Source organism: Candidatus Pelagibacter sp. HIMB1505, assembly GCF_052047915.1.
In the GTDB taxonomy this organism is placed as follows: Bacteria; Pseudomonadota; Alphaproteobacteria; order Pelagibacterales; family Pelagibacteraceae; genus Pelagibacter; species Pelagibacter communis_A.
The window spans coordinates 433,775-455,915 of the sequence record NZ_JBNAIR010000001.1 but is presented as its reverse complement, the minus strand read 5'-3'; the positions used below and the strand labels follow the sequence as shown (position 1 = coordinate 455,915).

At 28.4% G+C, this 22,141-nt stretch carries 24 protein-coding genes; 13 read left to right on the top strand and 11 right to left on the bottom strand.

Annotation, left to right across the window (positions count from 1 at the left end):
• Positions 1 to 17 precede the first annotated feature (17 nt).
• The 3 genes from ctaD to ACTTAU_RS02375 are packed head-to-tail and all read right to left on the bottom strand — an operon-like array spanning position 18 to position 3,230.
• Positions 18 to 1,652 carry a cytochrome c oxidase subunit I gene (gene ctaD / locus ACTTAU_RS02385; RefSeq protein ID WP_438305898.1) on the bottom strand — a complete coding sequence of 545 codons (1,635 nt, stop codon included), beginning with the start codon at positions 1,650 to 1,652 and terminating at the stop codon, positions 18 to 20.
• Between the two features lie 2 nt (positions 1,653 to 1,654).
• Positions 1,655 to 2,470: a cytochrome c oxidase subunit II gene (gene coxB, locus ACTTAU_RS02380; protein ID WP_438305900.1), complete on the bottom strand. Its 816-nt coding sequence runs from the start codon at positions 2,468 to 2,470 to the stop codon at positions 1,655 to 1,657.
• A 58-nt stretch (positions 2,471 to 2,528) separates the two neighbouring features.
• Positions 2,529 to 3,230, bottom strand: coding sequence for an RsmE family RNA methyltransferase (locus tag ACTTAU_RS02375; RefSeq protein WP_438305902.1), 702 nt, complete (start codon positions 3,228 to 3,230; stop codon positions 2,529 to 2,531).
• A gap of 16 nt (positions 3,231 to 3,246) precedes the next feature.
• On the opposite strand from ACTTAU_RS02375, the gene ACTTAU_RS02370 reads away from it, so the two are divergent.
• Entirely contained in the window at positions 3,247 to 3,909 is a 663-nt protein-coding gene (locus ACTTAU_RS02370) for a haloacid dehalogenase type II (RefSeq protein WP_438305904.1), read from the top strand.
• Here the strand turns inward: ACTTAU_RS02370 and ACTTAU_RS02365 are convergent.
• Positions 3,902 to 4,261, bottom strand: coding sequence for a winged helix-turn-helix transcriptional regulator (locus tag ACTTAU_RS02365; RefSeq protein WP_438305906.1), 360 nt, complete (start codon positions 4,259 to 4,261; stop codon positions 3,902 to 3,904). The two genes, ACTTAU_RS02370 and ACTTAU_RS02365, sit on opposite strands and share 8 nt — an antisense overlap.
• A gap of 93 nt (positions 4,262 to 4,354) precedes the next feature.
• Between ACTTAU_RS02365 and ACTTAU_RS02360 the strand changes: the two genes are divergently transcribed.
• The 5 genes from ACTTAU_RS02360 (at position 4,355) to ACTTAU_RS02340 (ending at position 8,448) form a co-directional block, all read left to right on the top strand.
• Complete coding sequence (locus ACTTAU_RS02360) at positions 4,355 to 4,591, top strand: CDGSH iron-sulfur domain-containing protein (protein WP_438305908.1); 237 nt, start codon at positions 4,355 to 4,357, stop codon at positions 4,589 to 4,591.
• Positions 4,591 to 4,992, top strand: a complete 402-nt coding sequence (locus ACTTAU_RS02355; protein WP_438305910.1) for a DoxX family protein — start codon at positions 4,591 to 4,593, stop codon at positions 4,990 to 4,992. Before ACTTAU_RS02360 ends, ACTTAU_RS02355 begins: the two co-directional genes overlap by 1 nt.
• 97 nt (positions 4,993 to 5,089) lie before the next feature.
• Complete coding sequence (locus ACTTAU_RS02350) at positions 5,090 to 6,628, top strand: glutamate synthase-related protein (protein ID WP_438305912.1); 1,539 nt, start codon at positions 5,090 to 5,092, stop codon at positions 6,626 to 6,628.
• 9 nt (positions 6,629 to 6,637) lie between these two features.
• Positions 6,638 to 7,474 (top strand): pirin family protein, encoded by an 837-nt coding sequence (locus ACTTAU_RS02345; protein ID WP_438305914.1) that lies wholly within the window; start codon positions 6,638 to 6,640, stop codon positions 7,472 to 7,474.
• A 2-nt stretch (positions 7,475 to 7,476) separates the two neighbouring features.
• Positions 7,477 to 8,448 carry a quinone oxidoreductase family protein gene (locus tag ACTTAU_RS02340; protein ID WP_438305916.1) on the top strand — a complete coding sequence of 324 codons (972 nt, stop codon included), beginning with the start codon at positions 7,477 to 7,479 and terminating at the stop codon, positions 8,446 to 8,448.
• Here the strand turns inward: ACTTAU_RS02340 and ACTTAU_RS02335 are convergent.
• Positions 8,445 to 8,849: a DUF2721 domain-containing protein gene (locus ACTTAU_RS02335; protein WP_085113797.1), complete on the bottom strand. Its 405-nt coding sequence runs from the start codon at positions 8,847 to 8,849 to the stop codon at positions 8,445 to 8,447. The genes ACTTAU_RS02340 and ACTTAU_RS02335 overlap by 4 nt on opposite strands.
• Positions 8,850 to 8,900: 51 nt before the next feature.
• On the opposite strand from ACTTAU_RS02335, the gene ubiA reads away from it, so the two are divergent.
• From ubiA to ACTTAU_RS02310, 5 genes are read left to right on the top strand one after another with little or no spacing between them, the layout of a single operon-like run.
• Positions 8,901 to 9,767, top strand: coding sequence for a 4-hydroxybenzoate octaprenyltransferase (ubiA, locus tag ACTTAU_RS02330; RefSeq protein ID WP_438305918.1), 867 nt, complete (start codon positions 8,901 to 8,903; stop codon positions 9,765 to 9,767).
• A complete protein-coding gene (locus ACTTAU_RS02325) occupies positions 9,767 to 11,503 on the top strand; it encodes an ABC transporter ATP-binding protein (protein ID WP_438305921.1) in 1,737 nt (578 codons plus the stop codon). The genes ubiA and ACTTAU_RS02325 overlap by 1 nt, the downstream gene beginning before the upstream one ends.
• A gap of 2 nt (positions 11,504 to 11,505) precedes the next feature.
• A complete protein-coding gene (locus ACTTAU_RS02320) occupies positions 11,506 to 12,744 on the top strand; it encodes a 3-deoxy-D-manno-octulosonic acid transferase (protein WP_438305923.1) in 1,239 nt (412 codons plus the stop codon).
• Positions 12,744 to 13,682: a tetraacyldisaccharide 4'-kinase gene (gene lpxK, locus ACTTAU_RS02315; RefSeq protein ID WP_438305926.1), complete on the top strand. Its 939-nt coding sequence runs from the start codon at positions 12,744 to 12,746 to the stop codon at positions 13,680 to 13,682. Before ACTTAU_RS02320 ends, lpxK begins: the two co-directional genes overlap by 1 nt.
• On the top strand, positions 13,669 to 14,532 hold the full coding sequence (locus ACTTAU_RS02310) for a lysophospholipid acyltransferase family protein (RefSeq protein ID WP_438305928.1): 864 nt from the start codon (positions 13,669 to 13,671) through the stop codon (positions 14,530 to 14,532). Before lpxK ends, ACTTAU_RS02310 begins: the two co-directional genes overlap by 14 nt.
• 6 nt (positions 14,533 to 14,538) lie before the next feature.
• Here ACTTAU_RS02310 and ACTTAU_RS02305 read toward each other — a convergent pair whose 3' ends face one another.
• Complete coding sequence (locus ACTTAU_RS02305) at positions 14,539 to 14,730, bottom strand: DUF2093 domain-containing protein (RefSeq protein WP_438305930.1); 192 nt, start codon at positions 14,728 to 14,730, stop codon at positions 14,539 to 14,541.
• Between the two features lie 21 nt (positions 14,731 to 14,751).
• Here ACTTAU_RS02305 and purD point away from each other — a divergent pair, with 21 nt between their 5' ends.
• Positions 14,752 to 16,017 (top strand): phosphoribosylamine--glycine ligase, encoded by a 1,266-nt coding sequence (gene purD / locus ACTTAU_RS02300; RefSeq protein ID WP_438305932.1) that lies wholly within the window; start codon positions 14,752 to 14,754, stop codon positions 16,015 to 16,017.
• A complete protein-coding gene (rsmD, locus tag ACTTAU_RS02295; RefSeq protein WP_438305934.1) occupies positions 16,014 to 16,586 on the top strand; it encodes a 16S rRNA (guanine(966)-N(2))-methyltransferase RsmD in 573 nt (190 codons plus the stop codon). The genes purD and rsmD overlap by 4 nt, the downstream gene beginning before the upstream one ends.
• Here rsmD and ACTTAU_RS02290 read toward each other — a convergent pair.
• Genes ACTTAU_RS02290 through ACTTAU_RS02270 form a run of 5 tightly spaced genes read right to left on the bottom strand, consistent with a single transcriptional unit; the run spans position 16,576 to position 22,140 of the window.
• A complete protein-coding gene (locus tag ACTTAU_RS02290) occupies positions 16,576 to 17,739 on the bottom strand; it encodes a glucose-6-phosphate isomerase (RefSeq protein WP_438305936.1) in 1,164 nt (387 codons plus the stop codon). The two genes, rsmD and ACTTAU_RS02290, sit on opposite strands and share 11 nt — an antisense overlap.
• A 4-nt stretch (positions 17,740 to 17,743) precedes the next feature.
• Positions 17,744 to 18,043, bottom strand: a complete 300-nt coding sequence (locus ACTTAU_RS02285) for a DUF3035 domain-containing protein (protein ID WP_438305938.1) — start codon at positions 18,041 to 18,043, stop codon at positions 17,744 to 17,746.
• A complete protein-coding gene (gene lspA / locus ACTTAU_RS02280) occupies positions 18,027 to 18,512 on the bottom strand; it encodes a signal peptidase II (protein WP_438305940.1) in 486 nt (161 codons plus the stop codon). The genes ACTTAU_RS02285 and lspA overlap by 17 nt, the downstream gene beginning before the upstream one ends.
• The gene (ileS, locus tag ACTTAU_RS02275; protein WP_438305942.1) at positions 18,512 to 21,223 is read right to left on the bottom strand and encodes an isoleucine--tRNA ligase; all 2,712 of its coding nucleotides are present in this window, start codon (positions 21,221 to 21,223) and stop codon (positions 18,512 to 18,514) included. Before ileS ends, lspA begins: the two co-directional genes overlap by 1 nt.
• The gene (locus ACTTAU_RS02270; protein WP_438305943.1) at positions 21,223 to 22,140 is read right to left on the bottom strand and encodes a bifunctional riboflavin kinase/FAD synthetase; all 918 of its coding nucleotides are present in this window, start codon (positions 22,138 to 22,140) and stop codon (positions 21,223 to 21,225) included. The genes ileS and ACTTAU_RS02270 overlap by 1 nt, the downstream gene beginning before the upstream one ends.
• Between the last annotated feature and the right edge of the window lies 1 nt (position 22,141).

Sequence of the window (22,141 nt, the reverse complement as noted above, 5' to 3'; positions counted from 1 at the left end):
TTTTAAATTTCAAATTTTTAGCCGTGAGACTTTTGAGTATCTTGATCATCCTCAAACTTTGGTAACTCTTCAAAAGTATGAAAGTTTGGCGGAGATGGTACTGTCCACTCTAAAGTCGTAGCACCTTTTCCCCATGGATTTGCAGCTGCAGCTTTCTTTTTATAAAATGAATAAATCAGATTAATAAAGAATACCCCTAAACCTATAACTGCAATATATGATCCAATTGAAGATACATAATTCCAGCCAGCAAATGCATCTGGATAATCTGCATATCTTCTAGGCATACCAGCTAAACCTAAGAAATGTTGTGGAAAGAAAATTAGATTAACACCAATAAACGTTAGCCAGAAATGCAACTGTCCTAACCATTCGGAATATTCATAGCCAGACATTTTACCAAACCAGTAATAGAAACCTGCAAAGATCGCAAATACCGCACCTAAAGATAAAACATAATGAAAATGTGCAACAACATAGTATGTGTCATGCATAGCTGTATCTACTCCAGCATTTGCCAAGACTACTCCTGTTACACCACCAACTGTGAACATAAAAATAAACCCTAATGCCCAAACCATTGGAGTTTTAAATGATATTGATCCACCCCACATTGTTGCAATCCAAGAGAATATTTTTATTCCTGTTGGAACAGCAATAATCATAGTTGCAGCTAAGAAATATGCTTTCGTATCCGTACTTAATCCAACTGTGTACATGTGGTGAGCCCATACAACGAAACCTACAACTCCAATTGCAACCATCGCATAAGCCATTCCAAGATATCCAAATACTGGCTTTCTAGAGAATGTTGAAACTATATGACTTATCATTCCAAAACCTGGAAGGATTAAAATATAAACTTCAGGGTGACCAAAAAACCAAAATAAATGTTGGTATAATACTGGATCCCCACCTGTCTGTGCTTCAAAAAATGCTGTTCCAAAATTTCTATCTGTTAACAACATCGTAATGGCACCAGCTAAAACTGGTAAAGATAATAATAACAAAAATGCTGTAACTAAAACTGACCAAGCAAATAATGGCATTTTATGTAATGTCATTCCTGGTGTTCTCATGTTTAATATTGTCGTAATAAAGTTCACGGCACCTAGAATTGATGAAGCGCCCGCTAAGTGTAAACTTAAAATCGCAAGATCCATTGCGGGACCTGGTTGTCCAGCTTTAGATGATAAAGGAGGATATAAAGTCCATCCCCCACCTACGCCCTGTGCACCTGGAGGGCCGTCAGCAAAAATTGATAATAGTAATAAGATAAAAGAAGCAGGCAATAACCAGAATGAAATATTGTTCATTCTTGGAAAAGCCATGTCTGGTGCACCAATCATAATTGGTACAAACCAGTTACCAAATCCACCAATCATTGCTGGCATAACCATGAAAAAAATCATGATCAAACCATGACCAGTAACTAACACATTATATAAGTGATAATTTCCACCTAATATGCCATCACCAGGATGCATCAATTCCATTCTCATTAAAACTGAAAAGGCTGTTCCAATAACCCCTGCAACGATTGCAAAGATTAAGTACATTGTTCCTATGTCTTTATGATTTGTTGAATAAGCCCATCTCTTCCAACCAGTTGGAGTGTGATGATCATCGTGTGATGCAGTTTGTGTGTACATATTTATTTACTCGCTAGTTTTTTATATTTATCTTCTTCAATTATTTCTTTTGCAAATTTTACTTTAGCATCAGTTAACCATTCTTGATAATCTTCCTCTGATACTACTCTAACTTCTATTGGCATAAAAGCATGTTTAATTCCACAAAGCTCTGAACACTGCCCATAAAACGTTCCAACTCTTTCTGCTTTAAACCACGTTTCATTAATTCTTCCAGGAACAGCATCTCTTTTTACTCCAAAAGATGGAAGTGCCCATGCATGCAACACATCATTCGCTGTAATTAAAACTTTAACAACTTTGTTAACCGGTACAACTACCACATTATCAACTGCTAACAATCTAGGTTGATCTGCCTTAAGATCTTTATCCTCTAGCATATAAGAGTCAAAAATTATATTTTCATCTGGATACTCGTAACCCCAATACCACTGGTAACCAACTGCTTTAATAGTTACATCTGCCTTTGGAATTCTATCTTGGCTATATAAAGTTTTAAATGAAGGAACGGCTATAACAATCAAAATTAAACATGGAATTAAAGTCCATAAAACTTCAATTGCAACATTATGCGTTCTGGTTGATGGATTTGGATTTCTTGATGCTCTAAATCTAAAACAAGCATATGCCATTAAAAATAAAACGAACACACTAATTGCAACAATTATAGGCAACAATAAATTATTGTGAAAACTAACTATGTCTCTCATAGTTTCTGATGCGCTCTCTTGGAAACCTAATTGCCAATTTTTTGGTTGATTAGCTAGAGCCTCAACTGAGCTTAAAACTGCAAATAATGTGATTAAAATTTTCTTCATTAGAAAGTTTTATAATACCCTTTTTTTAAATTTACACTTTAGATTTCGCGACAATTTATCAAGATATTGCGTAATTTATGATTGATAATGATGAAATTACCGCCGTTTCTGATCTAAGAATATTATCATTAATTTTAATTGATAAAACTCTCTTATATTTAAGAATCTTTTCTCTTTCTTCTTCAGAAAAGTCTCCCTCAGGACCAACTAACACACAGATTGGGTTTTCATCAAACTTACTTTTATCCAATTTTTTATTTTCTGAATTTAAATCAGTAAAAACTAAATTAACTTCATTAGAATTTAAAAATTCATTTAAAGTTTGAGGTTTACTGATACCAGGTAAATGAATTCTATTAGACTGTTCACAGGCTTCGATTATTATCTTATTAGATCGTTCTAGATTGATTTTTCTAACTATAGATCTGTCAAAAATGATTGGTACGAATTTTGTTACACCAAGCTCTGTTGCTTTTTGGATCATAAAATTTTGATAATTTGATTTAATTGGAGAAAAAGCTAACCAAATTTCTTTTTTATTTTCTTTTTGTCTAAGTTGTTTAGTAACTTTAAAATTTACAATACCTTTTACAACTGCAGTTGTTACTGCTTCCCACTCTCCACTGCTATTAAAAAGTGAAAATGGTTTATCATTTTCAATTCTCATTACTTTTAGAAGGTAATGTGATTGAGATTTATCTAATTTACTTTCAAAATTAATTGTTAAACTTTCTGGAAAAAATAATCTAATATTACTCACATAACAAAGTTTAATTATGAAAAATATTAAAGCAATAATTTTTGATGCGTATGGAACTTTATTTGATGTGAATTCAGCTGCTGAGAAATGCAAAGATAAAATTGGTGATAAGTGGGAAGGTTTTGCAAATTATTGGAGAACAACTCAATTAGAATATACATGGCTCAGAAGTTTAATGAAACGACATAAAGATTTTTGGCAAGTAACTGAGGATAGTTTGGATAAATCTATGAAAGTTTTTAATATAGATAATTCAATGAGGAATGAATTATTAGATCTTTATAAAATTCTATCTCCTTACACGGAAGTAACAGAGGTTTTAAAATCTCTAAAAGAAAAAGATTTAAAACTTTCTATACTTTCAAATGGAACGCCTTCTCTACTTAATGAACTTGTAAAAAGTAATAATTTAGAAAATTTATTTGATGATATTTTTTCAATTGAAGAAGTTGGGGTTTATAAACCAGATTCAAAAGTTTACGATTTACCAATTAAAAAATATAAAATTCAAAACAACGAAGTTGCTTTTTTAAGTTCTAACACTTGGGATGTATCAGGTGGTGGAAATTATGGTTTTAATTCAATTTGGGTAAATAGAAATAATAATATTTTTGATAATCTTGATTACAAACCTCATAATGAAATCAAAAATCTAAAAGAGTTACTTAATATTATCTAATTCTATTTTCTTCAAAGTTTTTATTAAGTTTTAAAGAAATAGTTCTTGTGTTTTTTCTATTCCAGTCAGAAAAAGATTTTAGAATAGGAATTACTGATAAGCCAAATTCAGTAAGTGAATACTCTACTTTTGGAGGTACTACTTGATGAACTTTTCGGTTCACAATGCCATCAGTTTCAAGCTCTTTAAGTTGTTTAGATAACATTTGTTGAGTTATAGTTTTTAAACCTTTCTTAAGAATATTAAATCTAACTTTCTTATTGTTATGCAAAGTAAATAAAATTCTAATTTTCCATTTACCTCCTAAAAAATAAATTGCTCTTTCTGCTGGACATTCTATTAAATTTTTCATGGTATGTTTTTATATACTAGTATGTTTATTTTGCGTTCTTGTGTAATAGTTAACAAAGTACTAAATAGAAGTCAATTAATTGAAAGGGTAAATATGACTAAAGGACAAAGAGCAGGAGATGGACCAATCGCAGTGGAAGTTGAGAAAGATAAATCTTATTACTGGTGTAGTTGTGGGAAGAGTTCAAAGCAACCATTTTGTGATGGATCTCATCAAGGTTCAGAATTTACTCCAGTTGTATACAAAGCTGAAGAAGCAAAAAAAGTATTTTTTTGTGCTTGTAAACAAACTAACAACCAACCACTTTGTGATGGTTCACACAGTAAGTAATGATTAAAGCAAGTAAAAATATGAATAACATCTTAGATCTAACTGGTAGAATACTTATCTCTCTAATTTTTTTGTTAAGTGGAATTAACAAAATTGGAAACTATGAAGGAACAGTTGGTTGGATGGAATCTTTAGGTGTGCCTGGCATTTTTTTAATACCAGCAATCATACTTGAGATAGGTGCACCAATATTAATTATGATTGGATATAAAGTAAAAGTTTCAGCAGCTTTATTAAGTATATTTTGCATTGCTACAGCAGTTATTTTTCATAATAATCTTTCTGATCAAATGCAGTTTATATCTTTTATGAAAAATATTGCTCTTGCTGGGGGTTTTTTATTCTTAGTTGTTAATGAAACAAGAGATTTCAGTCTAGATAAAAGACTAAATAATCGTTAATTAACTAAATATATAAGTGTTTTGATATTTTAAATTAAGACACTTATTAAAAAATACATATTATTTTAAGATTTAATTTATTAGAGTAAGGGTATTAATGGACAAGCCAACCATAGCAGATAACAAACCTAAAAAAGTAGAGCTAGTACAAAATGAAGAATACATGTTTTGTACTTGTGGAAAATCTAAAAACCAACCATTTTGTGATTGGTCTCATGCTGGTACCTCATTTGAACCTATAAGTTTTAAAGCTGAAGAAACCGGTGGTGCTTATCTTTGTATGTGTAAACATAGTAACACCAAACCTTATTGTGACGGTACGCATAAAAATTTTACCTCTGATCAAATTAATAAATCAGAAGAAATTTCAAGTACTAATGAAATAAAGAGTACAGAAGAAGAGCCACATCTTACATACATCCATGAGCTTGCAAAAAATGGCTTAACAAAACTTGGTCATCATGGAGAAATGGGAGCAATGGGTGTTCCCTCGAAAGACTTACCAAAGTGGGGAGATATTCAAATACTTACTGCTCAACTAGCAAAAAAACCTCTACTAGATAACGATAAAGTTGGAACAGATATAATTATAGGCAAAAACTCAAAAAAACCTTTAACGTTAAATATTCCAATTTTTGTATCTGACATGAGTTTTGGAGCACTATCAGAAGAGGCCAAAATTGCTTTAGCAAAAGGTGCAGAGGGAGCTGGTACAGGAATTTGTTCGGGAGAAGGTGGAATGCTTTTAGAAGAGCAAAATAATAATTCAAAGTATTTTTATGAGCTTGCCTCAGCTAAATTTGGTTATTCAGAAGATAAGTTAAAAAATATTCAAGCATTTCATTTTAAAGGTGGTCAAGCTGCAAAAACTGGAACAGGCGGACATTTACCAGGGAACAAAGTTAAAGGAAAAATATCTGAGGTAAGACAAATTCCAGAAGGTGAGGATGCTATCTCCCCTTCTACTTTCAAAGACCTAACAACTGTTGATGATTTTTTAAAATTCTCAAACAGAGTTAGAGAGTTAACTGGTGGTATTCCAATAGGATTTAAATTATCTGCTCAGCATATAGAAGATGACATTGAATTTGCAGTAAGTGCTAGTGCTGATTATATTATTCTTGATGGGCGTGGTGGTGGAACTGGGGCTGCTCCTTTAATATTTAGAAATAATATTTCTGTTCCTACGATTCCAGCCTTAGCAAGAGCTAGAAATTATTTAGATAAAAAAGGTTATGACCATGTATCATTAATTGTAACAGGTGGATTAAGAACTTCTGCAGATTTTGTAAAAGCACTTGCTCTTGGAGCAGACGGTATTGCAATCTCCAACTCAGCTATGCAAGCAATAGGATGTGTTGGTGCTAGAATGTGTAATACAAATAATTGCCCCGCTGGTATTGCCACTCAAAAACCAGAGCTCAGAAAAAAATTAAATATTGATGAATCTTCTGCAAGATTAACTAGATTTTTTAATGCATCTGTAGATCTAATGAAGATATTAGCAAGAGCGTGTGGACATGATCATCTTAATAAACTTTCTATAAATGACTTAACAACGTGGAAAAAGGAAATGAGCGAGCTATCTGGTGTGTCATTTGGTGGAGTTATAAATAATAATCAAAACAATAGATGAAGGAGAGAAATGACTAATATTGAAGTAAGTAAAATTATAGATCCTATTCCAGCATCTGATGGGGCTGGGGTTAAATTAAAAAGAAGCATTGGTGTTGAGCCAAATTACTTTGATCCTTTTTTAATGCTAGATGAATTTGGATCTGAAAACAGTGAAGATTATATTGCAGGATTTCCACCTCATCCACATAGAGGTATAGAAACTGTAACTTATATGCTTGCAGGAGACTTTGAACATAAAGATAGCACAGGTGGTGAGGGTAGAATGACGGCTGGAGATGTGCAATGGATGAAAACTGGAAGTGGAATAATTCACTCTGAAATGCCTGCCATGAAAGAGGGAAAACTTCATGGGTTTCAACTTTGGATCAATATGCCTGCAAAATTAAAGATGAGTAAACCAGAGTATATTTATATTGATGCTGACAAGATGGCTGTTCACAAAGATGATGAAAAACAAGTAAAAGTTATAGCTGGAAAGTTTGAAAAAGCTGAAGGTCCAGTTAAAAAACATAATGTTGAACCAACTTATTTTGATGTGGAGTTAAAGAAAGATAAAGAATTTCAATATAACTTACCAAGCACTCATAATACTTTTATTTATTTAATAAGTGGCGAAATTAGAATTGGTGAAAAAGACCACGATAAAGTTAAGGATAGTACCTTGATATTGTTAACTAAAGGTGAAAACTTAAATGTCAAAGCTTCAACAGATGCTAAGTTTTTAGTGATCTCAGGTAAGCCAATTAATGAAGAGATTGCAAGAGGTGGTCCTTTTGTCATGAATACTAAAGCAGAAATCTTGCAAGCAGTTCAAGATTATCATAATGGTACATTTGTAAAATAAATATGAAAGCTGTTACATTTAAAAAGTTTGGTGGACCAGAGGTTCTAGAAATTCAGGAAATTGAAATTGGTAAACCAGGTCCAAAAGAAGTTTTAGTTAAAAATTTATCTATTGGTTTAAATTTTATTGATACTTATCACCGATCTGGTCTCTACCCTATTCCTCTACCAAGTGGAATTGGCTTGGAAGCTTGTGGCGAAATTGAAGAAGTAGGATCAGAAGTAAAATTATTTAAAGTGGGTGATCGTGTAACTCACGCATCAATGCCAATTGGTGCTTACGCTGAAAAACAAATTATGCCTGAAGACAAATTAGTAAGTGTTCCTGATGGAGTTTCAAATGAAGTAGCTTCTTGCATAACATTAAAAGGAATAACTGCGGAATATTTACTGCATAGAGCATACCCTTTGAAAAAAGGTGATAAAGTTTTATACCATGCAGCTGCTGGTGGACTTGGTCAAATTCTATGCCCGTGGGCAAATGCTCTTGGTGCAGAAGTGATTGGTACCGTTGGCTCTAAAGAGAAAGAAGAGATTGCAAAGAAAAATGGTTGTCATCATGTAATAAATTATACTGACAAAAACTTTGTTGAAGAAGTTGAAAAAATTGTAGGTAAAAATGGAATTGATGTAGTTTACGATGGTGTTGGTTTAAAAACATTTGAAGGATCAATAGAAGTTTTAAAAATCAGAGGAATGATGGTCGCTTTTGGAAATGCATCTGGTTATGTAGACACTATTGATGTTAAAAAACACATCAACGCTAAAGGATTATTTTTTACAAGACCATCAATTGCTCATTACACTGTAAAAAGACAAGAATTGGAAGACTCAGCAAAAAAAGTTTTTGAAGCAATTTTAAGTAATAAATTTAAAGTTGAAATTTCAAAAAAATATTCTCTTGATGAAGCTCAAAAAGCTCACGAAGATTTAGAGGGTAGAAAATTAACTGGTCCGGCAGTTATACTTCCTTAAGAAACATCAACATCCATATCAGACATATGAAGTTTTAGTGCGTTGGTAGATATATGTATTTCTCTTATAAAAAATAAAATTGAGATAATCATAGATAAGCAACATGAACCAAAAATCATTCTTGCTATAAAAAGTTCATCTAAGTAAAGAGCAAAAACTGTAAGCATATTAAAAAGAAATCCAAAAGATGCGAAAAGTATAGTCCACCTCAAAAGTGTTATACGTCCACTTAAATTGATAAACTGTTTTTTCCACTCTGGTGGAATATGTTTTTCATAAACATGTTCATCGTGGAGTTGTCTAATCAATATACTCAGTGAATGAAATCGATTGCTATAAACACTCATTAATAATGGTATTGCAGGAAACATTAGCGCTGTTACGGTGTAATCTATATTCATGCGAATCAATTTGATTATCAATCTTCTGTTTGTTATTTACAACAGAATTTTATGAACCAATTAAAACTTTTTATTGAACTAGCAAGATTGAAAAAGCCAATTGGTTACATGCTTCTTTTTTGGCCTTGTGCTTGGGGTTTGACTGCTGCTTATGATTTTTCTGGAGAAAAGGTAACCTTCATTAAATATTTATTTTTTTTTTTAGCTGGCGCAATATTAATGAGGTCTGCTGGATGCATAGTAAATGATATAATTGATCAAAAGTTTGATAAAAAAGTTGAAAGAACTAAAAATAGACCAATTGCATCGGGAAAAATTTCTAAGTTCCAAGGACTGTTATACACAATTATTCTTTGTTTCATTGCACTCTTAGTTTTGCTTCAATTTAATAATTTAACAATTTGGCTTGCGATGCTATCAATGCCTTTTGCATTTACATATCCTCTGCTAAAAAGATTCACCTATTGGCCACAATTGTTTTTAGGTTTTACATTTAACTATGGATTAGTTCTTGGATGGACTTCAATTAGCAATAATTTAAGTTTTTACCCATTAATATTTTACTTAGGAACAATATTTTGGACATTAGCTTATGATACAATTTATGGTTTTCAAGATATAAAAGATGACGAAATTATTGGATTAAAATCAACTTCAATAAAATTTAAAAAAAATCCAATAATCTTTCTAGGTTTGTCTTATGGTATATTTCTAATGAACTTAATAGGAATAGGATATCTTATACAGCTAAATATTATCTATTATTTGGTCATCATAATCGTAGCCTCTCAAATGTTTTATTTTCAGATATATAAGTTAAATTACAAAGAACCCTTAAATTGCTTGAAAAAATTTCAATCAAATAACTTTGTTGGTTTTTTAATTTTTATAGCGTTAATTTTGGGTAAAATAGCATGATGTCAGATCTTCAAATTTTAAAAAGACTTTATCATGATTACACAAAAAAATATGTTAAAAAAATATTAACGTCAGTCTTTTTCACAGTTATTCTAGCGGGGAGTACATCTGCTGTTGCTTATCTTCTTGATCCTGCAATAAAACAGCTTTTCATAAAACAAGATCAATTTTATTTATACATCATTCCAGGAGCAATTATTCTAGCTTTTGCTTTTAAAGGTTTATCTTTGTATCTGGCAAAGGTTATTATGATTGGTGTCTCTGAAGATGTAAGAAAAGATATCCAAATTGATATGTTTAATAATTTAATTTATGCAGACACAAAATTAATCGATAGAAAACACTCTGGAAAATTTATCACAAATTTAACAAATGATGTTAATCAAATAGTAAATTTAGTTAGTACAGTTATACTTAATTTATTCAAGGATAGCTTAACTTTAATTGGTTTGCTATCTGTAATGTTTTATCAAAATTGGAAATTATCATTAATTGCTATAATTATGATACCTCTCGCAAGTTTTGCTGCAAAAAGCTTAGGAAAGCGAATTGGAAAAGTTACAACTAAGCAAATGAATGTTGCGGCAATGCTAAACTCATATTTAATTGAAATTTTTAAAAACCATCAATTAGTTAAAATTTTTCAAAAAGAAATATATGAAAAGAAAAGAGCTTATGAATTTATTCAAACCTTTAAGGAGACAGCTAGAAAAATATCTATAGTTTTTGTAAGGGCATCACCAATAATGGAGTTTTTAACTGGAATAATGATTGCTTTTCTTATTTTTGTATCTGCTAAGTTGATAGTTAAAAATGAATTAGAAGTAAGTAATTTTTTTTCTTTTTTGGCAGCAATGATGCTCGCTTATCAACCAGTTAGATCATTAGCAACACTAAATCTTGCTATTCAACAAGGCTTATCAGGAGCAAAACGAGTTTTACCAATTATAGATGAAAAACCTGAAATAACTGATTTACAAGACTCGAAAGAATTAATTTTTAATATAGCTAAAATAAATTTTGAAAACGTATCATTTAGTTATTCCAAAAATGATGGCGAGGTTCTAAAAGATATTAACTTGGAAATCCCAGGGGGCAAAATGACAGCATTAGTTGGTCATAGCGGATCTGGAAAATCAACAATACTTAATTTAATTCCAAGATTTTACAATGTAGATAAAGGAGATATAAAAATTGATGATCAATCTATTTACAAGAGTACAATATTTTCGTTACGAAAAGGAATCTCAGTTGTAAGTCAAGATATCAACCTTTTTGACGATACAATAAAAAATAACATTAAATATGCAAATCAAGATGCATCGCAAGAAGAGATAGAAAAAGCTGCTAAATATTCTTTTGCAGACGAATTTATTCAACAATTACCTGATCGATACGATACAATTATAGGAGAAAATGGAATTAGACTTTCAGGAGGAGAAAAACAAAGATTATCAATAGCTAGAGCAATTTTAAAAAAAAGTCCTATTATTTTATTAGATGAAGCAACCTCTTCTTTAGACTCAGAAACTGAAAATAAGATACAAGACGCAATAAATTTTTTAACAAAAGGAAGAACAACGATTGTTATAGCTCATCGTCTTTCAACAATTTTAAATTCTGATAGAATATATGTAATTAATAAAGGTCAAGTAATTGGAAAAGGTAAACATAAAGAATTGCTTGAAACATCACCTGAATATAAAAATTTTTATGAAAAACAAATTCAAAAATAACTATGTTGATAATTTATAGAACTTTTATCACTTTAGTTCTTTTATTTTTACCAATTATATTTGTCATAAGATTATTCAAAAAAAAAGAAAGTTTTAAAAGTCTAAGTCAAAAACTCGGATATAAATCAAAAAAGCGAGGTACTGGAAAATTGATATGGTTTCATGGTGCGAGTGTTGGCGAAATAAAAAGTATAGTCCCGCTGATAAACAAATATGAAAAACAAAAAAATATAAAAAAAATTTTAGTAACTTCTAATACAGCTAGTTCATTAAAAGTTTTCAATGATCTAAAATTTAAAAAAACAATTCATCAATTTTTTCCAATCGACTCAAACTTAATAACAAAAAAATTTTTGAATTATTGGTCTCCTTCAAAAATTTTTTTTATAGATTCTGAAATTTGGCCTAATATGTTAATTAATATAAAGAAAAAAAATATACCATTAATTTTACTTAATGGGAGAATCACTAAAAGAACTTTTAAAAGATGGTATAGATTTAAAGATTTCTCCAAAAAGTTATTTTCTAGCTTTGATTTATGTTTTTCATCTAATAAAGAAACAAAAAATTATCTTCATAAACTAAATGCAAAAAATGTTTTATATATAGGGAATCTTAAATTTAGTGAGTCAGATACGCAAAAATTTAAATTGAGAAAAACTTTAAAAAAATTTTTTCATCATAAAAGCATATGGTGTGCATCTAGCACACATCATAATGAGGAATTATTATGTGCCGAAGCTCACATAATGCTTAAAAAAAAAATTAATAATCTACTTACAATAATGATACCAAGACATGTAGAAAGATGTGATAAAATTAAAAGAGATCTGGAAAAATTAGGTTTAGTAGTCCATCTTCATGAATCAAAAAAAAAATTAGATTTTAGAACTGATATTTATCTAGTTAATGCCTATGGAAAAACAAAATTATTTTTTAATAATTGCAAGAATGTATTTCTAGGAGGGTCGCTCATAAATCATGGCGGACAAAATCCATTAGAGGCTGCCAGATATAATTGTAATATTCTTCATGGGCCCAATACATCTAATTTTCAAGAAATATATAATTTCTTGAAAAATAAGAACATATCCCTCAAAGTAAATAATAGTCGTGACTTATTTAAGAAGCTAAAATATTTGCTACCATTAAAAAAATATTCAAATGATACTAAAAATAAAATTAATAGTTTGGGAACAATGATCTTAAAAGAAACATTTAACAAAATAAATACAATTTAATGATCCTTAAGAAACCCTTATTTTGGGATCAAAAAAAACAATCTTTTTTATCAATAATATTATATCCGCTTACAATTCTAACATTAATAAATAATTTTTTTTTAAATTTTTCATCTAAAAAAAAAAATAAAAAAATTTATTCAATATGTTTAGGAAATATATACATTGGCGGTACCGGCAAAACACCTCTAACTATTAAAATATATAAAATACTAAGTAAAACCTACAAAAATATTGTTGTTGGAAAAAAATTTTACAGTGAACATAAAGATGAAATTTTATTATTAAAAAAAAAAGTGCCTCTGTTAGTTGAAAAAAAAAGAGAAGTAATCTTACAAAAAGCAATTAATAAACGAAAAAAAATCATAATTTTTGATGATGGACTTCAAGATAGAAACTTGTCATATAATTTGAAGTTTGTATGTTTTGACTCATCAAGTTGGGTAGGAAATGGTAACTTAATTCCCGCAGGACCATTAAGGGAAAATTTAATAAGTTTAAAAAAATTTGACGCAGTCTTTTTAAAAAATATTTTTAGACCAAATTATCAGATTATAAAAAAAATAAAAAAGATTAATCCAAAAATAAATATTTTTAATACTGTCTATGTAATTAAAAATTTAAATGAATTTAATCTGAAAAATCAATTTTTAATCTTTTCTGGGATTGGAAATCCTAATAGTTTTTTAGATTTACTAAAAAAAAATAAGTTTATTATTAAGTATCAAATGTGTTTTGCAGACCATTTTAAATACTCAGATTCTGATATTAAAAAAATTATAAAGAAATCAAAAACTCTTAACACTAAGATACTAACCACTGAAAAAGATTATATGAAAATACCAAAAAAATATCATAAATTTATTAAATGTATTAAGATTGATTTAATTATTAAGGAACAAGGAAAACTTATAGATTTTTTACATGAAAAAATTTAATCATTTCATTCAGTTTATTTTTGTAATTTTATTTTTTTCAATTTTTAAAATATTAGGTTACAATTTTTCAAGAAAGTTATCAGGCTATATATTTTTGATAATAGGACCATTTTTTAGATCAAAAAAAATTATTCTCAAAAACCTTGATATTGCTTTTCCTTATAAAAATTTTAAAGAAAAAAATAAGATTTTAAAAGACATGTGGTTTAATTACGGACAGATATTTTCAGAATATATTTTTATCAAAAATTTTAAAAATTCAGAAAAATTTAATCAAAAAATTAATGTCCTTAATGATGAAATTTTAGAAAAGATAAAAATTGAAAATAAGCCAGTGATATTTATTTCAGGTCACTTTAGTAATTTTGAATTAATGGCCCAATATATTGAAAAAAAGGGCATTAACCTTGCGGCTGTTTACAGGCCCCTTAATAATATATTTCTTAATCCTCTTATGGTGAAAATAAGATCAAAATTTATTTGCAAAAACCAGGTTAAAAAAGGAATTTCAGGTACAAAAACGTTGTTAAAATTTTTTAAAAAAAATAATTCAATTGCCTTAATGATAGACCAGAGAGTATCGGAAGGTATAAGTGCTGAATTTTTTAATAAGAAAGCTTTTACCACAACCATTCCTGCTCAATTTGTGAAAAAATTTGGAGCTAAGATTGTTCCAATTTATATTGAACGAACAAAAGAAAATAAATTTATTATTACAATAAATGAACCGTTAGTTTTTCAAAATTCAGATGATATTAATAAAATTACAACTAGTCTTAATCAAATTTTAGAAAATATGATTAAAAAAAATCCTGAGCAATGGATTTGGACACATGATAGATGGAAGTAGTTCATTTTAAGTATCTATTTCTCTTTTCTTAGAAGCCTCAACATAAGAATAATAAGGCTCTTGTTTTTCTACATTCCAATAGTTAAGTTTTTCTAATGGAATTTTTTTTCCCGAAATAGAACATATTACATGATCACCATGCTCTATTATTTCAAAATTATTCGGTAAATATTTTAATTTGGCTAATTTTTTTAACATTTTTAGTTTATATATTCATATATGAATGTTTTAGTTATTGGAAGTGGTGGGAGAGAGCATGCTTTATGTTGGGCTTTAAATCAATCTAAAAATTTAAATAAAATTTATTGTTCTCCAGGAAATGCTGGAACAGCAAAAATATCCATTAATGTAGACATTGATCAGTCAAATTTTGAAAATTTAGAAAATTTTATTAAAAAAAATAAAATCGACCTAGTAATTGTTGGTCCAGAAAAACCTTTGGTTGAAGGTATCGTAGATTTTTTAGAACAAAAAAATATAAAAGTTTTTGGACCTAATAAATATTCCTCTAAACTAGAGGGTTCAAAGACTTTTACAAAATTAATATGTGATGAATATAATATTCCAACAGCTAAATATAAAATCATAAAAAATAAGAATGATTTATTAAATATACATAATGAATTTTCACTACCTATTGTTGTAAAAGCAGATGGACTTGCTGCAGGAAAAGGAGTTTACATCTGTAATACTAAACATACTTTTGATAAAGCAATTAATGAAATATTTGGAGGAAAATTTGGTCAAGCAAATAAAATATTAGTGGAGGAGTTTTTAGATGGTGAAGAGATGAGTTTTTTTATAATTTCAGATGGGAAAACTTTCAAGTTTTTTGGTACTGCACAAGATCATAAAAAAGTTGGTGAAGGTGATGTTGGACAGAACACAGGTGGGATGGGCTCATATTCACCATCTAGACTAGAAAATAAAATCCTAGAAAAAAAAATATTAGATCGAATTATCAAACCAACATTTCAAGCATTAAAAAACAAAAAAAATGAATATAAGGGTTTTTTATACGCTGGTTTAATGATTGTGAAAAATGAACCATACTTAATTGAATATAATGTAAGAATGGGTGATCCAGAATGTCAAACAATTTTACCAAGGCTGAAAACAGATTTTTTTGAAATTATTTACTCCTGTATCAATCAAAATTTAGAAGAAATTAATATTGAATGGTTAGATCAAAAAAGTTTATGTATTGTCCTTTGTTCATTAGGTTATCCTGAGGATTATAAAAACTTAATTCCAATAAAAAATTTGAATAATTTATCTTTAAAAAATAATGAATTTATTTTTCATGCAGGAACAAAGTTGCATGATGGAGAAATAATTTCAAATGGAGGAAGAGTGTTAAACTTTACTACTTTATCAAATAATTTTAGATCAAGCAGAGTAAATGCAATAAATCTCATAAATAATTTAAACTGGGAAAATGGTTTCTTTAGAAAAGATATTGGTTTTAAAGTAATTGATAAATGAGAATCATAGGGGGAAAATACAAAGGGAAAAAGTTATCTCAACCCCTCGACAAAACAACTAGACCTCTTAAAGATTTAGTAAAAGAATCCATCTTTAATATAATTCAACATTCAAAAAAAATTAATGTTCAGTTAGAAAACTCGAAAGTATTAGATCTGTATGCGGGATCAGGCTCTTTTGGACTAGAATGCATTTCTAGAAATGCTGATATTGTTTACTTTTTTGAAAAACATTTAAAAGCCGTAAAAATTTTAAGTAAAAATTTAAATATCTTAGGTAAGGACTTAAATTATAAAATATATAATAAAGATTGTTTAACATTTATTGGTTCAAAAAATTTTATTGAAGAAAGTTTTGATATAATATTTCTAGATCCACCGTTCAAAGACAATGTAATTAATGAGATTTTAAATTTGATAGCTAAAAAAAAAATACTAAAGAATGAAGGTATCATAATTATTCATCGACATATAAAAGATAAATTAGAAATTTTAGATGAATTTCATGTTATTGAGGATCGAAAATATGGAATTTCAAAAATTTTTTTTGTTAAAAAGTTTAAATATTAATTAAGGTTTTTTTAGTTTCTTTTTTTATAAGCTCAACTGCAGGTTGGTTAAATGGATCAATTTTCATCATTTTGCCTAATAATATTGTTTCCAATATAAAAAATGTAAAAAGCTCACCTAAAATTTTTTCATTTCTATCTTGAATAAAAAAACTTCTAAAAGGAATTTTTTTTTTTGAAAAAACTTTTTGGGTAGAAATAAATTGAGAATGGCTAATATCATTTAGATTTTTATTCCTCATATAATTGTGAGTTTTTAGTATCCTGGAATTATTAATCTTTTGTGATTTTTTTTCTTCATTGAAGAAAAATGTAAAAAAATATTTTTTGGGTCCATCAAGATAATATTGCATCACGCTATGGTTATCTTTTGGCATTAAAGAAATAATAGGTAAAACACCTTTTCCCTTTTTTCCCAAACTCTCGGCAACAAGTTGTTGATACCACATAAATAAATCTTGAGAATTTGGGTCGTAATTCAAAATAATTGAATTCATATTTTTTTTCTCAATAAGATCTAACATCATGGAAACATTATCTACAACCAATTTAAAGAATTTTTTACTTTTGGCTAAATCATTAAGTCTCTTAAATTTATTCGGATTTAGACCCATTAATTCAGCAGGCAACATTCCAACCTCTGATAAAACAGAATACCTTCCTCCAATATAATCATTATGATAAACAATATCTGCCTTTAGTTTACTAGCAAATTTAGTAAGATAATTTTTTTTATTTTCTGTAATTATAATATTTTTTGAATTCTTACTTAAAGATTGTGTGTTTGTTATTGTCTCTAAAGTATTTCCAGATTTTGAGATAATTAAGTTTAAATTTTTATTCAAATTCTTTTTTGAAAACTTATGATGATATTCATCAATAAATCTAAAATTGACTTTAGATCTTACAAAACTATAAATAGCTTTTGCACCAAGAATTGACCCTCCCATTCCAATTAAATTTACAGTTTTGTAGGTCTTTAATTTCTTAACAAATTTTTTTGTATATGTGTTTTGATATTCTTTGCTTAATGAGTGAATGACTTGACTTTTGTTCTGTAATAAATTTTTAAGGTATTGATTTATTTTATATTTTATTGAGACTTTAATTTTTTTTTTGTTAAAAAATTTTAAATTTAAACTGTCAACCAACATCAAATTACTTGATTTTGTTTAGAATAGATTTTTCTATAGAATTTTTACTGCTTTGATTTTGTTCTTCTATTTTTTTAGTATCTTTTTTTGTTAAAAATTCTTGAAAACTCATTTCATCCTCTTGATCTTCAGAGGACTCTTGGCCATCTGGTAAAGGTAATTTTCCATAATCAGGTGGCACAACAAGTGGGCTTTTTTTTTCAACTAAAAATTCATCAGTGCTGTTTTTTTTCTTTAATGTAAAACCAGAGCCACAAGACGTAAGTAATAAAAAAACTAAAAATAAACTAATTTTTTTCTTCATTTTTTTTAAAAAATTCAAACATTATTAAGACTAAAACACCTATGGTTATAAATATATCAGCTACATTGAATATAAACCAATGAAAATTTCCTACGTGAAAATCTATAAAATCTATAACTGACGAATAGTAAAATCTGTCAAAAATATTACCAAAAGAACCACCGATAATGAGGCAGAAACCAAATTTTTCAATATTTTTAGCTTTAATCATAAGGTAAATTAATATTAATGTAATTAGTGTTATTATAAGCGATAAAAGATTGTAAAATGCACCTTCGTCAAATGACAAGAGACCAAAAGCAATTCCATCATTCCAAATCAAATTAAATTTTAAAAACGAAGTAATTGCAATATTAGTTTCATCTAGATTTTCAAATAACCTAAGCGTTGCATACTTGCTTAATCTATCAACTAAAAATAAAAAAAAAATTAAAGAAAAACTGTAAATATTTCTTTTTAAAAATTTCATTAAAGACTGTGCCTTGGACAACTATCAACGCTAATTTTCCAACATACAGGGCATTTAGTTCCTTTCGCCTTACTTGCTTCAGCCTCTATTTCATTATTCTTACTTTCTTCAAGTATTGCTGAAGAAGTTATGCATAACTCTGCAAAATCTACTTCTTTAAATATTTCCAATCTTTTTGAGTCTAATCTAATTTTTATATCCGCCTCTAAACTTGAACCTATTACCTTCTCTGATCTTTTTTTTTCAATTTGTATATTGCAGATTTCTCTAACTTTAATTAATTCTTTCCATTTGTTAAATAATTCGTCATTTTTAAAATTAGATGGATAAACAACAAAATTTTCTAGATGAATACTTTTTTTGTTTTCAATTAATCTAAATATTTCCTCTGTTGTAAAAGATAAGATTGGAGCAAACCATCTTAACAAAGCATTCAAAATAACTTTTAGTAATAGAATTACTGATTGTCTCTTTATTGAATCTTTAGGGTCACAATATAAAGTATCTTTTCTAATATCAAAATAAAAAGCTGATAGATCAACTGTACAGAAATTTAAAAGTTCTTTGTATAAATTATGAAAGTCATAATTTTTAAAATTTTTTTTGAAATTTGAATCAATTAAATAAATTTTATGAAGTATATATTGCTCTAATTCTGGCAACTCTGTTATATTAATTTTTTCTAAATCAACTTCTTCATATTCATCACTTAAATTTCCCAGTAAATATCTGAATGTATTTCTAATTTTTCTATAAGAGTCTGCATGCTGGTCTAAAATTCCATAATCTATTCTTAAATCTTCAGCATAATTTGAAGAAGCAACCCAAATCCTTAAAATATCAGCACCATATTTCTTTAAGATGTCCTCTGGAGCAATTACATTTCCAAGAGATTTTGACATTTTAAGCCCTTTACCATCCACAACAAAACCATGTGAAAGAATTGACTCAAATGGAGCTCTACCTCTAGTTCCACAAGACTCAAGCAAAGAAGAATGAAACCAACCTCTATGCTGATCTGAACCTTCAAGATACATTGAGGCTGGCCATTTTAAATCTTTTCTTTTCTCCAAAACAAATGAATGAGTGGAACCACTATCAAACCATACCTCTACAATATCACTCATTTTTTCGTAATCTTCTGATTTATATTTATCACCTAAAAATCTTTGTGGATCATCAGAAAACCAACAGTCTGATCCTTCTTTTTCATAAATTTTAGCAATGTTCTCATTCACTTTGTCATCAATTAAAATCTCTTTTGTTTTTTTATTAATAAAAATTGGAAGAGGAACCCCCCAAACTCTTTGTCTTGAAACACACCAATCAGGTCTAGTCTCAATCATCGATTTTAATCTTTCTTTACCTTTACTAGGATAAAATATTGTTTCATCAATTGAATTAAGCGCTTTTTCTCTAAGCTTATGACTATCCATAGATATAAACCACTGTGGAGTTGCTCTATGAACTAACGGAGCTTTTGATCTCCATGAATGTGGATATGAATGGGTTAACTCACCATTAGCCAAAAGTTTTTTTTGCTCTTTTAGCTTCTCAATAACAATTAAATTAGATTTGAAAATATGAAGGCCTTCAAATAGAGGAACATTTTTTGTATATCTTCCATCTCCATCAACTGTTTCAATAGCTTTAATTCCATTATTTAAGCAGAGATTAAAATCATCAGGTCCATGACTTGGCGCACAATGAACAATTCCTGTTCCCTGTTCTGTTGTAACAAATCTTGCCTCAAGCATTGGAATTTCAAATTTATAACCTAAATCTAAAAACGGATGGTTACAGATGGTATCCTTTAATTCTTTACCTTTAAATTCCTTAATCTTTTTAAAATTTGAAATATTACAATCTTTTAAAACATTCTCTAATAAAGCTGCAGCAACTACTATTTTTTTACCCTTAAAAACACCATCTTCAATCTGAATTAACAAATAATCTAAACCTTCATTGTAAGCTAAGGCTTTATTAGCTGGTATAGTCCATGGTGTTGTTGTCCAAATAACAATTTCATTATCAATTAATTCTTTTATATTTGATGATTTAACAGTAAAGGCTGCATAAATTGTATCTGATTTGTGATCTTGGTACTCTACTTCAGCATCAGCAAGTGCAGTTTTTTCAACAGTTGACCATAAAACTGGTTTAAAACCTTTATATAAACTGCCTTCTTTTAAAAATTTTCCAAGTTCTCTTACAATCTGAGCCTCTGCATCAAAGCTCATTGTTGAATAATAATTTTCCCAATCTCCTACTACACCTAATCTTTTAAATTGGGTTTTATGAATTTCGATCCATTTTTCAGCAAACGACCTACATTCTTTTCTGAATTCTACTATTGGAACCTCATTTTTATTTTTTTTATTCTTTTTATATTGTTCTTCAATTTTCCATTCGATAGGCAAACCATGACAATCCCATCCAGGCACATATACAGAGTCTTTTCCATCCATTTGATGAAATTTAACAATAATATCTTTAAGTATCTTATTAAGTGCAGTCCCCATGTGAATATTCCCATTTGCATATGGAGGACCATCATGCAGAACAAATTTTTCTTTTCCTTTTCTAGAATTTCTAAGTTCTTTATATAAATTAATTTCTTCCCAGTATTTAAGAGTTTCAGGTTCTCGCATAGGAAGATTGGCCTTCATAGAGAAAGCTGTTTTTGGCAAATTTATCTGAAATTTACTCATTATACTTTTTTAGCGACTAACAAATCACTTTTAATTTGGCTTTGTAATTGTGTTGCATTCTTAAATTTTTTTTCTGCTCTTATAAATTTTAAAAACTCAACTGACAAATACTTATTATAAAGATTTCCTGAATAATTAAATAAGTGAACCTCTAGTAACAACTGTTTTTGCTCAAACGTTGGCCTATAGCCAAGATTAGCAATTCCCTTTAGTTTTAATTTAAGTTGTTTTTGATGAACTCTAACTGCGTAAACACCTGGTTTTGCCAAGACATAATCCTTAATATCAATATTGCATGTAGGAAAACCAATTTTCTTTCCAACCTTTCTGCCTTTTTCAACTTTGCCTACGATTGTCCAATTTCTTTTTAATAATTTGTTAGCTTTATCTAAATAACCTTTTTCTAGATATCCTCTAACCAAAGTAGATGACGCAACTTTACTATTATATTTTAATGGTTCAGGTTTTATTATTTTGTATCCATATTTTTTTTCATAATTAATTAATTGTGCAACATTTCCCTCTCTTTTATTTCCAAATCTAAAATTATTACTAACAAATATAAATTTTGGATTTAATTTTTTAAAAATTATTTTTTCAATAAAATCTACAGACCTTGTTTTTGAAAAATTTAAATCAAATTTTTTATTTATGATAAATTCAACTCCAAGATCTTTTAATAAATTTTTTTTCTGTTCAAAGTTTGAAATTTTAAAATTTTTTATATCTTTATTAAAAAAAATTTTTGGCATTGGGTCAAATGTCAAAACACCAATCTTTATTTTAAATTTAGTACTAAATTTTTTAGCTAAATTAAATAATTTCCTGTGTCCCAAATGAACACCGTCAAAATTACCAATGAGAATTATAGAGTTTTTATGACTTTTAATTAAATTAAAGTTTTTATAAACTTTCATT

Excerpts from the sequence above, each read along its gene's own strand:
- ctaD (WP_438305898.1), bottom strand. The coding sequence starts at position 1,652 with ATGTACACACAAACTGCATCACACGATGATCATCACACTCCAACTGGT.
- coxB (WP_438305900.1), bottom strand. The coding sequence starts at position 2,470 with ATGAAGAAAATTTTAATCACATTATTTGCAGTTTTAAGCTCAGTTGAG.
- ACTTAU_RS02370 (WP_438305904.1), top strand. The coding sequence starts at position 3,247 with ATGAAAAATATTAAAGCAATAATTTTTGATGCGTATGGAACTTTATTT.
- ACTTAU_RS02365 (WP_438305906.1), bottom strand. The coding sequence starts at position 4,261 with ATGAAAAATTTAATAGAATGTCCAGCAGAAAGAGCAATTTATTTTTTA.
- ACTTAU_RS02360 (WP_438305908.1), top strand. The coding sequence starts at position 4,355 with ATGACTAAAGGACAAAGAGCAGGAGATGGACCAATCGCAGTGGAAGTT.
- ACTTAU_RS02355 (WP_438305910.1), top strand. The coding sequence starts at position 4,591 with ATGATTAAAGCAAGTAAAAATATGAATAACATCTTAGATCTAACTGGT.
- ACTTAU_RS02350 (WP_438305912.1), top strand. The coding sequence starts at position 5,090 with ATGGACAAGCCAACCATAGCAGATAACAAACCTAAAAAAGTAGAGCTA.
- ACTTAU_RS02345 (WP_438305914.1), top strand. The coding sequence starts at position 6,638 with ATGACTAATATTGAAGTAAGTAAAATTATAGATCCTATTCCAGCATCT.
- ACTTAU_RS02340 (WP_438305916.1), top strand. The coding sequence starts at position 7,477 with ATGAAAGCTGTTACATTTAAAAAGTTTGGTGGACCAGAGGTTCTAGAA.
- ACTTAU_RS02335 (WP_085113797.1), bottom strand. The coding sequence starts at position 8,849 with ATGAATATAGATTACACCGTAACAGCGCTAATGTTTCCTGCAATACCA.
- ubiA (WP_438305918.1), top strand. The coding sequence starts at position 8,901 with ATGAACCAATTAAAACTTTTTATTGAACTAGCAAGATTGAAAAAGCCA.
- ACTTAU_RS02325 (WP_438305921.1), top strand. The coding sequence starts at position 9,767 with ATGTCAGATCTTCAAATTTTAAAAAGACTTTATCATGATTACACAAAA.
- ACTTAU_RS02320 (WP_438305923.1), top strand. The coding sequence starts at position 11,506 with ATGTTGATAATTTATAGAACTTTTATCACTTTAGTTCTTTTATTTTTA.
- lpxK (WP_438305926.1), top strand. The coding sequence starts at position 12,744 with ATGATCCTTAAGAAACCCTTATTTTGGGATCAAAAAAAACAATCTTTT.
- ACTTAU_RS02310 (WP_438305928.1), top strand. The coding sequence starts at position 13,669 with ATGAAAAAATTTAATCATTTCATTCAGTTTATTTTTGTAATTTTATTT.
- ACTTAU_RS02305 (WP_438305930.1), bottom strand. The coding sequence starts at position 14,730 with ATGTTAAAAAAATTAGCCAAATTAAAATATTTACCGAATAATTTTGAA.
- purD (WP_438305932.1), top strand. The coding sequence starts at position 14,752 with ATGAATGTTTTAGTTATTGGAAGTGGTGGGAGAGAGCATGCTTTATGT.
- rsmD (WP_438305934.1), top strand. The coding sequence starts at position 16,014 with ATGAGAATCATAGGGGGAAAATACAAAGGGAAAAAGTTATCTCAACCC.
- ACTTAU_RS02290 (WP_438305936.1), bottom strand. The coding sequence starts at position 17,739 with ATGTTGGTTGACAGTTTAAATTTAAAATTTTTTAACAAAAAAAAAATT.
- ACTTAU_RS02285 (WP_438305938.1), bottom strand. The coding sequence starts at position 18,043 with ATGAAGAAAAAAATTAGTTTATTTTTAGTTTTTTTATTACTTACGTCT.
- lspA (WP_438305940.1), bottom strand. The coding sequence starts at position 18,512 with ATGAAATTTTTAAAAAGAAATATTTACAGTTTTTCTTTAATTTTTTTT.
- ileS (WP_438305942.1), bottom strand. The coding sequence starts at position 21,223 with ATGAGTAAATTTCAGATAAATTTGCCAAAAACAGCTTTCTCTATGAAG.
- ACTTAU_RS02270 (WP_438305943.1), bottom strand. The coding sequence starts at position 22,140 with ATGAAAGTTTATAAAAACTTTAATTTAATTAAAAGTCATAAAAACTCT.